Here is a 14,093-nt window from a genome sequence, read left to right as displayed (position 1 = left end):
CGGATAAAGTCGGCCACATGACCAAGTGGGAATACGCAACCGTGCCGCTGCTCGTCCACGCCACGAAGCAGATTCTGGACACCTGGGGCGAGGACGGCTGGGAGCTCGTCCAGGTCGTGCCCGGGCCGAACAACCCCGAGCAGCTCGTGGCCTACCTGAAGCGGGAGAAGGCGTGAGCGCGGCCGAGGCGAAGCTCGCCGAGCTGGGCCTGAGGCTCCCGGAGGTCGTGCCGCCGCTGGCCGCGTACCAGCCGGCGGTCCAGTCGGGCGTGTACGTCTACACCGCCGGCCAGCTCCCCATGGTGGAGGGCAAGCTTCCGGTCACCGGCAAGGTGGGCGCGGAGGTCACGGCCGAGGAGGCCAAGGACCTCGCCCGCATCTGCGCCCTGAACGCCCTCGCGGCCGTGAAGTCGGTGGCGGGCGACCTGGACCGCATCGCGCGGGTCGTGAAGGTCGTCGGGTTCGTGGCGTCGGCGTCCGACTTCACGGGCCAGCCCGGCGTCATCAACGGCGCGAGCGAGCTCCTGGCGCAGGTCCTCGGCGACAAGGGCGTCCACGCGCGCAGCGCGGTGGGCGTGGCGGTGCTGCCGCTGGACGCGCCGGTCGAGGTCGAGGTCCAGGTGGAGCTGACGGGGGCGTAGGCCTTCGGCGGTGAGCCGTCCTGTGCGGCCGTCCTGCGGCGGCCATGGTGTCGCAGCAGCCTGTCCGGGGATGCCCGGGCAGGCTGAACATCGCTCGGCGGTGGCGAAAATGAGCCGCTCGCGGGCCGCCCGGCAGGGCACAGTGGCCCCATGACCGAGACGCTTCTGCGCAGAGGGCTCGATGCCCAGGGGTACATCGAGCGCGAAGGGTCCCTCGGGCGCGTTCCGCGCGCCTTCAGGCCCGTCGTCGCCGCCGCGCGGGACCGTGTGCTGGACGTGTTCGGGGCGCGGATGCACAGCGCCTACCTCTACGGGTCGATTCCGCGCGGCACCGCGCGCGTGGGCCGCAGCGACCTGGATCTGCTCATCGCCCTGCGCGAGGAGCCGGTCGAGGCCGACCGGGCGGACGCGCGTGCGCTCGACGAAGCGCTGGACAAGGAGTTCGCGCAGATCGACGGGGCGGGGACGCTGCTCAGCAGCCGCGGGCGCCTGCTGAGCGACCTGGAGACCTACGACGGCGGGTGGTTCGTCGCCTGCCTGTGCACGCCCCTGCTGGGGGACGATCTCGCCGAGTACCTGCCGCGCTACCGGCCCGACACGCTGCTCGCGCGCGAGACGAACGGCGACCTCGGACTCCTGCTGCCTCGGTGGCGGGCGCGGATCGCCGGCGCCGACGACACCGATGACGCCCGTCGGCCGCTCGTCCGGTTCATGTCGCGGCATCTGGTGCGGACGGGATTCACGCTCGTCATGCCTCGCTGGGGCGGGTGGACCAGCGACCTCGGGGAGATGGCGGAAGCCTTCGCCTCGTACTACCCCGCGCGGGCCGAGCAACTGCGCACGGCGGCCGTGCTCGGGTACGAGCCGACGGGGGACGCCGCGGTCCTGCGGTCGTACGTCGAGGATCTGGGACCGTGGCTTGCGGGGGAGTACGCGCGTGTGCACGGGGTCAAAGCCCCGCGGCCCGACTGACAGCGCTCAGGAGAGGGTCCTCGGCTATCAGGAGACTTCGGCTGGAGCTAGATGATGCCGTGCTCCTGCAGGTAGTCCATTTGCGCCCGTACCGACAGCTCGGCCGCCGGCCACAGGGAGCGGTCCACGTCCGCGTACACGTGGGCGACGACCTCGCCCGGAGTGCCGTAGCCGTCCTCGACCGCCGTCTCGACCTGGGCGAGGCGGTGGGCGCGGTGGGCGAGGTAGAACTCGACCGCGCCCTGGGCGTCCTCCAGGACCGGCCCGTGGCCCGGCAGGACGGTGTGCACGCCGTCGTCGACCGTCAGGGACCTGAGCCGGCGCAGCGAGTCCAGGTAGTCGCCTAGGCGGCCGTCGGGGTGCGCCACGACCGTCGTGCCGCGGCCCAGGATCGTGTCGCCGGTCAGCACGGCGCGGTCGGCCGGGAGGTGGAAGCAGAGGGAGTCGGCGGTGTGCCCGGGCGTCGGCACGACGCGCAGCTCCAGGCCGCCGACGGTGACCACGTCCCCGGCGCCGAGTCCCTCGTCGCCGAGGCGGAGTGCCGGGTCGAGGGCACGCACGTGTGTGCCGGTCAGTTCGGCGAAGCGTGCGGCGCCCTCGGCGTGGTCCGGGTGGCCGTGGGTGAGCAGGGTCAGGGCGACGCGCTTGCCGGCCTTCTCGGCCGTGGCGACGACGTTGCGCAGGTGTCCGTCGTCGAGCGGGCCGGGGTCGATCACGACGGCCAAGTCCGAGTCCGGTTCGGAGACGACCCAGGTGTTGGTGCCGTCCAGGGTCATCGCCGAGGCGTTGGGGGCGAGGACGTTGACGGCGCGCGCGGTCGCGGGGCCGGAGAGGACCTCGCCTCGCGGCTGGCCGGGGAGGGCTGCTGCGTCCGTCATACGAGGGGGCCTTCCGGGGCTGTGGGCGGCGGGGGCGTCGAGGGTGTCGTGGGCGGGATGGGCGCTGTGGGCGCCGTGGGCGCCGTGGGCGGGGTCATGCGGGGGTTCCGCCGGTCGGGATGTGCTTGGTGAACTCGTCGTGGCCGGGCCAGGCGAGCACGATCTCGCCGTCTTCGAGGCGGGCCCGGGCGAGGACCGGGGTGAGGTCGCGGGCGGGGGCGGCGGCCAGGGCCTGGGCGGCGCTGTCGTAGGGGGCTAGCTGACGCAGTGTCGCGATGGTGGGCGGCATCATCAGCAGCTCGCCCTTGTCGTACGAGGCGGCGGCGTCCGTGGGGCGGATCCACACCGTGCGGTCGGCTTCTGTGGAGGCGTTACGGGTGCGTTGGCCCTCCGGGAGGGCGGCGACGAAGAACCACGTGTCGTAGCGGCGGGGTTCGAACTCCGGGGTGATCCAGCGGGTCCAGGCGCCGAGGAGGTCGGAACGGAGGACCAGGCCGCGGCGGTCGAGGAACTCGGCGAAGGAGAGGTCGCGGGCGACGAGGGCGGCGCGGTCGGTCTCCCAGTCGTCGCCGGTGGTGTCGCCGACGACGGAATCGTCGGTGAGGCCGGCGAGCAGGACACCGGCCTCCTCGTAGGTCTCCCGCACGGCGGCGCAGACGATCGCCTGGGCGGCGGCCTCCTCGAGGCCGAGCTGCTGTGCCCACCACGCGCGCGTGGGGCCCGCCCAGCGGATCTGCTGCTCGTCACGCGGGTCGACGCCGCCGCCGGGGTAGGCGTACGCGCCGCCGGCGAAGGCCATGGAGCTACGGCGACGCAGCATGTGCACGGCCGGGCCGGTGCCGGTGTCCTTGAGCAGCATGACCGTGGCCGCCCGTTTCGGGACGACGGGGGTGAGACTGCCGTCCGCGAGCGCACGGATACGGTCCGGCCACTCCGGTGGATACCACTGCCCGTTTGCCATGGGCGGAGGCTATCTCTTGGTGCGCGGATGTTCGAGGGGTGCCTGCGGCGGCCTGTGCTGGTGGGGTGGGGGTGCGGGTTGTGTGCCTGCGGCGCCTGTGCGGGGTGGGTGGGGGTGCGTGTAGCGCCAACGGTTCGGTGGGTGGGTCGGGGCCGTGCCGGGGGGTGTCCGTCCTCGGTCGGGCGGTTGCTGTCGGGCAGAGAGGCCACCGTCTCTTGACGCCCGCCGCTGCGGGCGGACACCCCCCGGCACGTCCCCTTACGCCGTACGCGGGTGCTGCGCCATCGTCGGCACGTCCCCTTGCCGCCGTACGCGGGTGCGGCGCCATCGCCGGCACGGTTCCTTACGCCGTGGGCGGCCGCGGGTGCGTCTCGGTGCAGGCCGCCTGCCACGCCGCCAGGGGCGCGGGGAACTGCGCGATCAGCCACGACGGACCCGCAGTCGCCGGACGGGTGCGTGGGGGTACGCCCGCCTATTTCAGCCCGTCCGGCGTTTGAGGACGAGGCCCGTTCAGGGCCGATGCGGGGGGTCCGGGGGCGGCAGCCCCCGGGGATGGGACGGGTAGGGGCGGCGGGGGCGAGAATTCCGGCGGTACGCGAAACAGGGTCCCGCCTCGTCGCTGAGGCGGGACCCCGGTGTCGTAGAGGCCGGACGGCCTAGCGCGAACGCTTCGCCAGTCGCTCGACGTCCAGCAGAATCACCGCGCGGGCCTCCAGCCGCAGCCACCCACGCTGGGCGAAGTCGGCAAGCGCCTTGTTGACCGTCTCACGCGACGCGCCGACGAGCTGGGCCAGCTCCTCCTGCGTCAGGTCGTGGACGACATGGATGCCCTCCTCGGACTGCACGCCGAAGCGGCGGGAGAGGTCGAGCAGCGCGCGGGCCACACGGCCGGGAACGTCCGAGAAGACCAGGTCGGACATCGCGTCATTGGTACGCCGCAGCCGACGGGCGACGGCGCGCAGCAGCGCGGTGGCCACCTCGGGGCGGACGTTCAGCCAGGGCTGGAGGTCACCGTGGCCCAGACCCAGCAGCTTGACCTCGGTCAGCGCGGTGGCGGTCGCCGTACGCGGGCCCGGGTCGAAGAGGGACAGTTCGCCGATGAGCTCTCCGGGGCCGACGACGGCGAGCATGTTCTCGCGACCGTCGGGGGAGGTGCGGTGGAGCTTTACCTTGCCCTCGGTGACGACGTACAGCCGGTCGCCCGGGTCGCCCTCGTGGAACAGGGAGTCGCCACGCGCGAGCGTCACCTCACTCATGGAGGCGCGCAGTTCCGCGGACTGCTCGTCATCGAGCGCCGCGAAGAGCGGGTTGCGCCGCAGAACGTCGTCCACGAGTTCTCTCCTTGTCGACCTGCTCAGGGGATCACTCCCCTGTGTATCAGGGGACCGTGCTCCCCATTTTGCCGGACGGTCCAAACAGTGTGATCTGTCACAAGGATGCCGCACAGGTGTCCCGAGGTAAGCGGCAGGGGTCCAATTGGGGGCCGATCTTCAGGGTCCGGGGCGGATGTCAGTGCCGGGCTTTAGGCTGGCCGGGTGTCCAAATCGCCGGTGAGAGCACAGGCCAAGGGGGCTGGGCGGGTGGTTGTACGTCGCGATTCCGCTGTGGGCGAACAGGACCCCGGTGGCCGAAGGAAAACGACAGAAGCGGCGAAAAGGGCGCCGGGTGAGGCGGCGGCCGGTGGCCGGAAAGCGGCGGCTGTGAAGAGGTCGACGGCGGCCGGGTCCACCTCGTCCAAGAAGGCTGCCCCCGCGAAGAAGGCTGCCCCCGCGAAGAAGGCTGCCCCCGCGAAGAAGGCGGCCCCCGCGAAGAAGGCGGCCCCCGCGAAGAAGGCGGCCCCCGCGAAAACGCCGGCCGCCAAGAAGGCGACGGCCAAGAAGGCGACGGCCAAGAAGGCGACGGCCAAGAGCGCGATCAGCAAGAAGGCGATCAAGAAGAAGCCTGCCGTCGCCCCCGAGAAGGCCTCCGCCACCGTAAAGGGCGCCTCCCCCGTGAAGACCGTCTCCGCCGAGCCCCCCGCCGCCGAGTCCCGCACGGCCCTCGTTCGCCGTGCCCGGCGTATTAACCGCGAGCTCGCCGACGTCTACCCGTACGCCCACCCGGAGCTGGACTTCGACAACCCCTTCCAGCTCGTGGTCGCCACGGTTCTGTCCGCCCAGACCACCGATCTGCGCGTCAACCAGACGACCCCCGCGCTGTTCGCCAAGTACCCCACCCCCGAGGATCTGGCCGCCGCCAACCCCGAGGAGGTCGAGGAGATCCTCCGGCCGACCGGGTTCTTCCGGGCCAAGACCAAGTCGGTCATGGGGCTGTCGAAGGCGCTGGTGGAGCACTACGGCGGGGAGGTGCCGGGACGGCTGGAGGATCTCGTCAAGCTGCCCGGCGTCGGGCGCAAGACCGCCTTCGTCGTGCTCGGTAACGCCTTCGGCCGGCCCGGCATCACCGTGGACACGCACTTCCAGCGGCTGGTACGGCGCTGGCAGTGGACCGGGCAGGCCGACCCGGACAAGATCGAGGCGGAGATCGGCGCGCTGTTCCCCAAGAGCGACTGGACCGACCTCTCGCACCATGTGATCTGGCACGGCCGCCGCATCTGCCACGCCCGCAAGCCCGCCTGCGGCGCCTGCCCCATCGCCCCGCTCTGCCCGGCGTACGGCGAGGGCGAGACGGATCCGGAGAAGGCGAAGAAGCTCCTGAAGTACGAGAAGGGCGGCTTCCCGGGGCAGCGGCTCAACCCGCCGCAGTCCTATCTGGACGCGGGCGGCAAGCCGGCCCCGCCGCTGGGGGCCGGATGACGGGGGGAGCGGGAAGTATGGGGGCGCTGTCGGCTGGTCGTACGGCCATCGAGGCCCTGTCCCCGTTGCCGTGGGCAGGCGGTTGTGCAGGCGCCGCGGAACGATCTAGGGGCCCTCGGGCGTTGGACTCGGCAGGACGACGGGGGTGGCGATGACGCGGGCGAGCGATACGCAGGACGGGCCGGTGGTGGTCAGCAAGGACGGGCTGCCGCAGTGGCTGGACCCGGTGGTGCGGGTGGTGGAGACCGTCGAGCCGTTGCAACTGAGCCGCTTCCTGCCGCCGGAGAGCGGCGCGGGGCGCCAGTCCGCCGTACTGATCCTGTTCGGTGAGGGCGAGCAGGGGCCCGAGCTGCTGCTGATGGAGCGGGCGAGCTCGCTGCGGTCCCATGCCGGACAGCCCTCCTTCCCCGGTGGCGCCCTCGACCCCGAGGACGGCGACCCGCAGGCCGACGGGCCGTTGCGGGCCGCTCTCCGCGAGGCCGAGGAGGAGACCGGGCTCGATCCGAGCGGCGTCCAGCTCTTCGGTGTCCTGCCGAAGCTGTACATCCCGGTCAGCGGCTTCGTCGTCACGCCCGTGGTGGGCTGGTGGCGCGAGCCCAGCCCGGTCGACGTCGTCGATCCGAACGAGACCGCCCGCGTCTTCACCGTCCCCGTGGCGGATCTCACGAATCCGGACAACCGCGCCACCACAGTGCACCCGAGCGGCCACCGAGGTCCGGCATTTCTGGTCGAATCGGCACTGGTGTGGGGCTTCACGGCCGGGATCATCGACCGTCTGCTCCATTTCTCGGGCTGGGAGCGGCCCTGGGACCGGGGGAAGCAGGTCCCGCTCGACTGGCGGTCATGACAGGGTGTCTGCCGTGCTGTGTCTTCCCGGGGGCCGTCGTGTCCGAACGTCGCTGTGTGGCGGGCCGGGCCCGTGGCCGACCTGTGGTGAGCGAAGAGTGACGAGGCGAGGCTCGAACCGGTGAACGTGCTGGACATCCTGTTGCTGGTCGCCGCCGTCTGGTTCGCGATCGTGGGCTACCGCCAAGGCTTCGTCGTCGGCATCCTGTCGGTGATCGGCTTCCTCGGCGGCGGCCTCGTGGCCGTCTACCTCCTCCCGGTCATCTGGGACGCGCTGACCGACAACGCCGAGGTGAGCACCACCGCCGCCGTCGTCGCGGTCGTCGTCGTGATCGTCTGCGCCTCCGTCGGTCAGGCCCTGACCACTCACCTCGGCAACAAGCTGCGCCGGTACATCACCTGGTCCCCGGCCCGTGCCCTGGACGCCACCGGCGGCGCCCTCGTCAACGTCGTCGCGATGCTGCTGGTGGCCTGGCTGATCGGCTCCGCCCTCGCCGGGACGACGCTGCCGACGCTCGGCAAGGAGGTCCGTAGCTCCAAGGTGCTGCTCGGGGTCTCGCGGGCGCTGCCCGACCAGGCCGACACCTGGTTCGCGGACTTCTCCACCGTCCTCGCGCAGAACGGCTTCCCACAGGTCTTCAGCCCGTTCTCCAACGAGCCGATCAACGAGGTCAAGCCGCCCGACCCGGCGCTCGCCAACAGCCCCGTCGCAACCCGCGCGCAGCGATCCATCGTCAAGGTCATGGGTACGGCGACGAGTTGCGGCAAGGTCCTGGAGGGCACCGGCTTCGTCTTCGCCGACCGCCGCGTCATGACCAACGCGCATGTGGTCGGCGGTGTCGACGAGCCCACCGTCCAGATAGGCGGCGAGGGCAAGCGGTACGACGCGACGGTCGTCCTCTACGACTGGGAGCGCGACATCGCCGTACTCGACGTACCCGACCTGGACGCGCCCGTCCTGAAGTTCACGGCCACCGACGCCGAGAGCGGCGACGGCGCGATCATCGCGGGCTTCCCGGAGAACGGCGCGTACGACGTGCGTGCCGCGCGTGTACGCGGGCGCCTGCCGGCCAACGGACCGGACATCTACCACCGCGGCACCGTGCACCGTGATGTCTACTCCCTCTACGCGACCGTCCGCCAGGGCAACTCCGGCGGCCCGCTGCTCACGCCCGAAGGCAAGGTGTACGGCGTGGTGTTCGCCAAGTCACTCGACGACGCCGAGACCGGCTACGCGCTGACCGCGGACGAGATCCAGGAGGACATCGTCAAGGGTCGTACCGCCAACCAGCAGGTGGACAGCGATAGCTGCGCGCTGTGAGCCCGTGAGGCCGGGGCAGGCGCGAGAGCCTGCCCCGGTCGGTCGGGTCGGTGGAAGAGTGGCGGCCGGTCAGCCGCGCGGGTGGCGCAGGCGCACCGAGACCCAGCGGGCCCGGCGGCGCAGAATGCGCGGAATTCCCACCCGGAGATCCGCACCCTGCATCTGCGGGGCGCTGCCTCGCTGGTGGGAGCTCAGCCCACCGGCCGAGCGGCGATTGCGTGCTGCGTCACTGTAGTCGTGCGTCCAGCCCATACCCCGACGTCTGCCCCTGCCCCAAGGTCGATAACCGCCCCCAGGGCCCCCAATTGGCCTATGCGCCGGGCAATTGGCTGTTCGTAGGACAGGTGTTCAGTTCCGGATACCGGGCGCATCGGCGCGGTCACCGATCGGGTTCGGGGGTCTCCTACAGCCAGCCGGTCATCGGTCGGGTTCGGGGTCCTTGAGCCAGCCGGTCATCGGTCGGGCTCGGGGTCCTTGAGCCAGTTGATGAGCTCCGTGGAGAAGGCGACCGGGTCCTCCTCGTGCGGGAAGTGTCCGAGGCCGTCGAACAGGCGCCAGCGGTAGGGCGCTTCGACGTACTCGCCCGAACCGGCCGCGCTGCGTGTGCGCATGACGGGGTCGAGGGAGCCGTGCAGATGCAGCGTCGGCACGCGCACCGGCCGCTTCATACGGCGGTTGAACTGGATGCCGTCGGGGCGGGCCAGCGAGCGCACCATCCAGCGGTACGGCTCGATCGAGCAGTGCGCGGTCGACGGGATGCAGATCGCGCGGCGATACGTCTCCACCGCGTCGTCGTCCGGCAGGCGCGGGCCGGACCAGTCCCGCACGAGCCGGCCGACGAGCGCGCCGTCGTCGGCCGTCAGTTGCCGCTCGGGGATCCAGGGCCGCTGGAACCCCCAGATGTAGGAACTGGCACCGGTCTGCTTGACGTCCGAGAGCATCGCCGAGCGCCAGCGCCGGGGGTGCGGCATGGACGCGACCGCGAGCCGGCGCACCAGCTTGGGGCGCATCACGGCCGCCGTCCACGCCAGGTATCCGCCCAGGTCGTGGCCGACCAGCGCGGCGTCCGGCTCGCCGAGCGAGCGGACCACGCCGGTGATGTCGAGGGCGAGGTTGGCCGGGTCGTAACCGCGCGGCGTGCGGTCGCTGCCGCCGACGCCCCGGAGATCCATCGCCACGGCCCGGAAGCCCGCGTCGGCGAGCGCGACGAGCTGGTGCCGCCAGGTCCACCAGAACTGCGGGAAGCCGTGCAGCAGCAGCACCAGCGGACCGTCGCCCACCTCGGCGATGTGGAAGCGCGCGCCGTTCGCCGCGACCTCCCGGTGGGTCCAGGGGCCGTCCGGTCGTACGACCGAGGAGGGGGTGGCGGGATCCGTCATGACGACGAGCGTGCCACAGCCTCGATGGCCGCGGGCGCCCGGTCCTCCAGCTCAGGCCGCCCGGCCGTCGGACGCGGGTGCGGCTTGGCATTCTGCAGGACGCCCGCCGTCTCCTTCATCGACGCGGCGACCTTCTGCGGGCCCTTGCTCTTCTTGGCCTTCTTCGCGAAGACGACGCCGATCAGCGCGAGTACGAGGGCGATGAGGACGTTCGCCGCGAAGGACAGCAGGAAGCAGATCGCGAGGTTCCAGTCGCTCCAGGTCCGAATGCCGTACGCGAGGGCGAAGTTCAGCATCGGCAGCGAGAACACCAGGACGGCGCCCGCCACCGTGAACGCGCCGCCGCTTGTCGCGCCACGCTTGACGTCTCGTTTGAGCTGCGCTTTCGCCAGTGCGATCTCGTCATGCACCAGCGCCGACATCTCGGTCGTCGCCGAGGCGAACAGCTCGCCGATGCTGCGTTCGGCGCCGACCGGGCTGCCGTCGGGTGCGCTCATCGCGGTCTCCCTCGTCGTGTACGGATCCGTCTTCTGCCTGACTGCGTACGGTTCCGTCTTTTGTACCGTCCCGTCAGATCATGCCCGACGGTGGTCCTCCTCGCCTGCCCTGCCCGCCACTTCGGCAAGCGCGTGGCGTGCGGCGAGTTTCTCCTCGGCCAGACGGCGGTGCTCGGCGGCCTTGCGCTCGTGGATGGCGGCCATGCGCAGGTGGTACTCCGGCTCGTCCTGTTCGTAGATGTCCGGAATGCCGTCCGCGTCCTCGTCGCGCTCCTCGGCCTCGACCATCCTGCGGTACTTGGTGTTCCGTATCTTCAGCAGCACCGTCGCCAGGATCGCCGCGGCGAGGGACCCGAGCAGTACGGCCGCCTTGACCTCGTCGGTCAGCGTGGCGTTGCCCACGAAGGCGAGCTCGCCGATGAGCAGCGAGACGGTGAAGCCGATGCCGGCGAGGGTCGCGACGGCGAACACGTCGGCCCACTCCAGGTCGTCGCTGAGCGAGGCCCTGGTGAAACGTGCCGTCAGCCAGGTGCCGCCGAAGATCCCGACCGCCTTGCCGACCACCAGCCCGAGGACCACGCCGAGTGTCTCCGGCTGGGTGAACACATCGCCGAGCGCGCCCCCGGAGACCACCACGCCGGCGCTGAACAGCGCGAACAACGGGACGGCCAGGCCGGCCGACAGGGGGCGTACGAGGTGCTCGATGTGCTCACCGGGGGAGTGCTGCTCGTCCTCGCGCCGGGTGCAGCGCAGCATCAGGCCCATCGCGACGCCCGCGATGGTGGCGTGGACGCCGCTGTTGTACATCAGCGCCCAGATCACGAGGGCGAGCGGGACGTACACGTACCACCCGCGTACGCCCTTCCTGAGCAGCAGCCAGAAGACGCCCAGCCCGACGACGGCGCCGCCGAGTGCGGCGAAGTCGATCTGCGAGGTGAAGAAGATCGCGATGATCAGGATCGCGAACAGGTCGTCGACCACGGCGAGCGTGAGCAGGAAGGCGCGCAGGGCGCTCGGCAGGGAGGTGCCGATGACGGCGAGCACGGCGAGCGCGAAGGCGATGTCCGTGGCGGTCGGAACCGCCCAGCCCGCCGACGAGCCGTGCCCGGTGGCAACGGTCAGGGTGTAGACGAGCGCGGGCACCGCCATGCCGCACAGCGCGGCGACGACCGGCAGCGCGGCTGCCTTCGGGTCCTTGAGATCGCCGGCGACGAGCTCGCGCTTGAGCTCGATCCCGGCGACGAAGAAGAAGATCGCGAGCAGCCCGTCGGCGGCCCAGTGCTCGATGGACAGGTTCAGTCCGAGCGCCTCGGGGCCGATGTGGAAGTGGCCGACGGTCTCGTAGCTGTCGCCGAGGGCGGGTACGTTCGCCCAGATCAGCGCCGCGATCGCGGCGAGCAGCAGCAGGACACCGCCGACGGTCTCGGTGCGCAGGGCGTCCGCGACGAAGTTCCGCTCGGGCAGGGAGAGCCGTCCGAAGACCTTGCGGGGAGCGTTGGTGCGGGGCGCGGGCACGGGGGAGACCTCCGGTCGGTGGGCAGGGCTGAGCACATGCCGACCAGACTTCCCGGCGCACCTGAGGTTGACGTTCCTGTTATTACGTTACCTAACGTGACTTTGTTTACTTTACCTAAGGGGCTGTGGAGGTGCGGCGGGGCGGTGTCCGGTTGACCCCACGGTATGCAGAAAAGGGCCGCCCGGCGCGCGATGCACCGGGAGGCCCTTCGTGAACTACGGCAGACTCAGTCCTCGCTCGGCGCCGCCGGCAGCTTCGCCTGGATGAGGTCCATGACGGTCGAGTCGGTCAGCGTCGTCACATCGCCGAGCTGGCGGTTCTCGGCGACGTCCCGCAGCAGTCGGCGCATGATCTTGCCGGAGCGGGTCTTCGGCAGTTCGGCCACCGGCAGGATCCGCTTCGGCTTGGCGATCGGTCCGAGGGTGGCGCCGACGTGGTTGCGCAGGTCGTTGACCAGGCCCTCGTCCTCGGCGTTCGCCGTCCCGCGCAGGATCACGAAGGCGACGATCGCCTGCCCGGTCGTCTCGTCGGCGGCACCGACGACGGCCGCCTCGGCGACGGACGGGTGCGAGACGAGCGCCGACTCGACCTCCGTGGTGGAGATGTTGTGGCCCGACACGAGCATGACGTCGTCCACCCGGCCGAGCAGCCAGATGTCCCCGTCGTCGTCCTTCTTCGCCCCGTCACCGGCGAAGTACTTGCCCTCGAACCGCGACCAGTAGGTGTCGAGGAACCGCTGGTCGTCGCCCCAGATGGTGCGCAGCATCGACGGCCACGGCTCGGTCAGCACCAGGTAGCCGCCACCGCCGTTCGGTACCTCGTTCGCCTCGTCGTCCACGACGGTCGCGGAGATGCCGGGCAGCGGACGCTGCGCCGAACCGGGCTTGGCCTCGGTCACGCCCGGCAGCGGCGAGATCATCATCGCGCCGGTCTCGGTCTGCCACCAGGTGTCGACGACCGGGGTCCGGTCGGCGCCGATGTGCTTGCGGTACCAGATCCACGCCTCGGGGTTGATCGGCTCGCCCACCGAGCCCAGCACCCGCAGGCTGCTGAGGTCGAACTTCGCGGGGATGTCGTCGCCCCACTTCATGAACGTACGGATCGCCGTCGGCGCCGTGTACAGGATGGTCACGCCGTACTTCTGCACGATCTCCCAGAAGCGGCCCTGGTGCGGCGTGTCCGGCGTGCCCTCGTACATCACCTGGGTCGCGCCGTTCGCCAGCGGCCCGTACACGATGTACGAGTGGCCGGTGACCCAGCCGACGTCGGCCGTGCACCAGTACACGTCCGTCTCCGGCTTGAGGTCGAAGACCGCGTGGTGGGTGTACGACGCCTGGGTCAGGTAGCCGCCGGAGGTGTGCAGGATGCCCTTCGGCTTACCCGTCGTGCCGGACGTGTACAGGATGAACAGCGGGTGCTCGGCGTCGAAGGCCTCGGGGGCGTGCTCGGCGGACTGCCGCTCGACGATCTCGTGCCACCACACGTCACGGCTGTCGTCCCAGGCGACGTCCTGGCCGGTGCGGCGCACGACGAGCACGTGCTCGACGTTGTCGACCTTGCCGATCGCGTCGTCCACGGCCGGCTTCAGCGCGGACGGCTTGCCGCGCCGGTAGCCGCCGTCGGAGGTGATGACGACCTTGGCGTCCGCGTCCTGGATACGTGTGGCCAGCGCGTCCGCCGAGAAGCCGCCGAAGACGACCGAGTGCGCGGCGCCGATGCGCGCGCAGGCCAGCATCGCGACCGCCGTCTCCGGGATCATCGGCATGTAGACGGCGACCCGGTCGCCCTTCTGAACGCCCAGCTCCAGCAGGGCGTTGGCAGCCCTGGAGACCTCGTCCTTCAGCTCCGCGTAGGTGATGGCGCGGCTGTCGCCGGGCTCGCCCTCGAAGTGGATGGCGACGCGGTCGCCGAGCCCGGCCTCAACATGCCGGTCGACGCAGTTGTACGCGACGTTGAGCTCGCCGTCCTTGAACCACTTCGCGAACGGCGGGTTCGACCAGTCCAGTGTCTCCGTCGGCTCCTTGGCCCAGGTCAGCCGACGGGCCTGCTCGGCCCAGAAGCCGAGCCTGTCAGCCTTGGCCTGTTCATACGCCTCCGCCGTGACGTTGGCGTTCGCTGCCAGGTCGGCGGGGGGTGCGAACCTGCGCTCTTCCTTCAGCAGGTTGGCCAGGCTTTCGTTGCTCACGACATCTCCCTTTCCCAGGGTGTCCGTTGTGTCCCAGGCCACAGCTCATCAGACCCGGGGGTCCGATGACAAGGGTCGACGGAAAATTGGTTTAGACCTGTCA

The 14,093-nt window shown here is 70.9% G+C and carries 14 protein-coding genes; 6 read left to right on the top strand and 8 right to left on the bottom strand.

Annotated elements, in window-relative coordinates:
• Positions 1-17: 17 nt before the first annotated feature.
• The 3 genes from ACZ69Q_RS15535 to ACZ69Q_RS15525 all read left to right on the top strand — a co-directional run bounded on the left by ACZ69Q_RS15535 (position 18) and on the right by ACZ69Q_RS15525 (position 1,612).
• A complete protein-coding gene (locus tag ACZ69Q_RS15535; RefSeq protein WP_003967454.1) occupies positions 18-176 on the top strand; it encodes a DUF4177 domain-containing protein in 159 nt (52 codons plus the stop codon).
• Positions 173-640 (top strand): RidA family protein, encoded by a 468-nt coding sequence (locus tag ACZ69Q_RS15530; protein ID WP_471041746.1) that lies wholly within the window; start codon positions 173-175, stop codon positions 638-640. Before ACZ69Q_RS15535 ends, ACZ69Q_RS15530 begins: the two co-directional genes overlap by 4 nt.
• A 150-nt stretch (positions 641-790) precedes the next feature.
• Positions 791-1,612 (top strand): nucleotidyltransferase domain-containing protein, encoded by an 822-nt coding sequence (locus ACZ69Q_RS15525; RefSeq protein WP_471041745.1) that lies wholly within the window; start codon positions 791-793, stop codon positions 1,610-1,612.
• Positions 1,613-1,659: 47 nt separating this feature from the next.
• Here the strand turns inward: ACZ69Q_RS15525 and ACZ69Q_RS15520 are convergent, their stop codons facing one another.
• The 3 genes from ACZ69Q_RS15520 to ACZ69Q_RS15510 all read right to left on the bottom strand — a co-directional run bounded on the left by ACZ69Q_RS15520 (position 1,660) and on the right by ACZ69Q_RS15510 (position 4,782).
• A complete protein-coding gene (locus ACZ69Q_RS15520; RefSeq protein WP_471041743.1) occupies positions 1,660-2,490 on the bottom strand; it encodes an MBL fold metallo-hydrolase in 831 nt (276 codons plus the stop codon).
• A gap of 94 nt (positions 2,491-2,584) precedes the next feature.
• On the bottom strand, positions 2,585-3,451 hold the full coding sequence (locus ACZ69Q_RS15515) for an NUDIX hydrolase (RefSeq protein WP_471041741.1): 867 nt from the start codon (positions 3,449-3,451) through the stop codon (positions 2,585-2,587).
• Between the two features lie 656 nt (positions 3,452-4,107).
• The gene (locus ACZ69Q_RS15510; protein ID WP_030943409.1) at positions 4,108-4,782 is read right to left on the bottom strand and encodes a Crp/Fnr family transcriptional regulator; all 675 of its coding nucleotides are present in this window, start codon (positions 4,780-4,782) and stop codon (positions 4,108-4,110) included.
• Positions 4,783-5,151: 369 nt separating this feature from the next.
• Here ACZ69Q_RS15510 and nth point away from each other — a divergent pair, with 369 nt between their 5' ends.
• The 3 genes from nth to ACZ69Q_RS15495 all read left to right on the top strand — a co-directional run bounded on the left by nth (position 5,152) and on the right by ACZ69Q_RS15495 (position 8,413).
• Positions 5,152-6,246, top strand: a complete 1,095-nt coding sequence (nth, locus tag ACZ69Q_RS15505) for an endonuclease III (protein WP_471041739.1) — start codon at positions 5,152-5,154, stop codon at positions 6,244-6,246.
• 151 nt (positions 6,247-6,397) lie between these two features.
• Positions 6,398-7,093 carry an NUDIX hydrolase gene (locus ACZ69Q_RS15500; protein WP_471042600.1) on the top strand — a complete coding sequence of 232 codons (696 nt, stop codon included), beginning with the start codon at positions 6,398-6,400 and terminating at the stop codon, positions 7,091-7,093.
• Positions 7,094-7,213: 120 nt separating this feature from the next.
• Positions 7,214-8,413: a MarP family serine protease gene (locus ACZ69Q_RS15495; RefSeq protein ID WP_471041737.1), complete on the top strand. Its 1,200-nt coding sequence runs from the start codon at positions 7,214-7,216 to the stop codon at positions 8,411-8,413.
• Positions 8,414-8,482: 69 nt separating this feature from the next.
• On the opposite strand, the gene ACZ69Q_RS15490 is transcribed toward ACZ69Q_RS15495, so the two are convergent.
• The 5 genes from ACZ69Q_RS15490 to acs form a co-directional block, all read right to left on the bottom strand.
• Positions 8,483-8,665 carry a hypothetical protein gene (locus ACZ69Q_RS15490; protein ID WP_471041735.1) on the bottom strand — a complete coding sequence of 61 codons (183 nt, stop codon included), beginning with the start codon at positions 8,663-8,665 and terminating at the stop codon, positions 8,483-8,485.
• A 200-nt stretch (positions 8,666-8,865) separates the two neighbouring features.
• On the bottom strand, positions 8,866-9,792 hold the full coding sequence (locus tag ACZ69Q_RS15485; protein ID WP_471041733.1) for an alpha/beta fold hydrolase: 927 nt from the start codon (positions 9,790-9,792) through the stop codon (positions 8,866-8,868).
• Positions 9,789-10,289, bottom strand: coding sequence for a phage holin family protein (locus ACZ69Q_RS15480; RefSeq protein WP_471041732.1), 501 nt, complete (start codon positions 10,287-10,289; stop codon positions 9,789-9,791). Before ACZ69Q_RS15480 ends, ACZ69Q_RS15485 begins: the two co-directional genes overlap by 4 nt.
• Positions 10,290-10,367: 78 nt before the next feature.
• Entirely contained in the window at positions 10,368-11,804 is a 1,437-nt protein-coding gene (gene nhaA, locus ACZ69Q_RS15475) for a Na+/H+ antiporter NhaA (protein WP_471041730.1), read from the bottom strand.
• Between the two features lie 227 nt (positions 11,805-12,031).
• Positions 12,032-13,990 (bottom strand): acetate--CoA ligase, encoded by a 1,959-nt coding sequence (gene acs / locus ACZ69Q_RS15470; RefSeq protein ID WP_471041728.1) that lies wholly within the window; start codon positions 13,988-13,990, stop codon positions 12,032-12,034.
• Between the last annotated feature and the right edge of the window lie 103 nt (positions 13,991-14,093).

The sequence above is a fragment of the Streptomyces sp. NPDC036764 genome, from assembly GCF_055609385.1.
The sequence above is the reverse complement of the archived record's forward strand: the minus strand, read 5'-3'. Positions and strand labels throughout refer to the sequence as shown.

Coding starts and splice junctions, on each gene's coding strand:
- ACZ69Q_RS15535 (WP_003967454.1), top strand. CDS start 18: ATGACCAAGTGGGAATACGCAACCGTGCCGCTGCTCGTCCACGCCACG.
- ACZ69Q_RS15525 (WP_471041745.1), top strand. CDS start 791: ATGACCGAGACGCTTCTGCGCAGAGGGCTCGATGCCCAGGGGTACATC.
- ACZ69Q_RS15520 (WP_471041743.1), bottom strand. CDS start 2,490: ATGACGGACGCAGCAGCCCTCCCCGGCCAGCCGCGAGGCGAGGTCCTC.
- ACZ69Q_RS15515 (WP_471041741.1), bottom strand. CDS start 3,451: ATGGCAAACGGGCAGTGGTATCCACCGGAGTGGCCGGACCGTATCCGT.
- ACZ69Q_RS15500 (WP_471042600.1), top strand. CDS start 6,398: ATGACGCGGGCGAGCGATACGCAGGACGGGCCGGTGGTGGTCAGCAAG.
- ACZ69Q_RS15490 (WP_471041735.1), bottom strand. CDS start 8,665: ATGGGCTGGACGCACGACTACAGTGACGCAGCACGCAATCGCCGCTCG.
- ACZ69Q_RS15485 (WP_471041733.1), bottom strand. CDS start 9,792: ATGACGGATCCCGCCACCCCCTCCTCGGTCGTACGACCGGACGGCCCC.
- ACZ69Q_RS15480 (WP_471041732.1), bottom strand. CDS start 10,289: ATGAGCGCACCCGACGGCAGCCCGGTCGGCGCCGAACGCAGCATCGGC.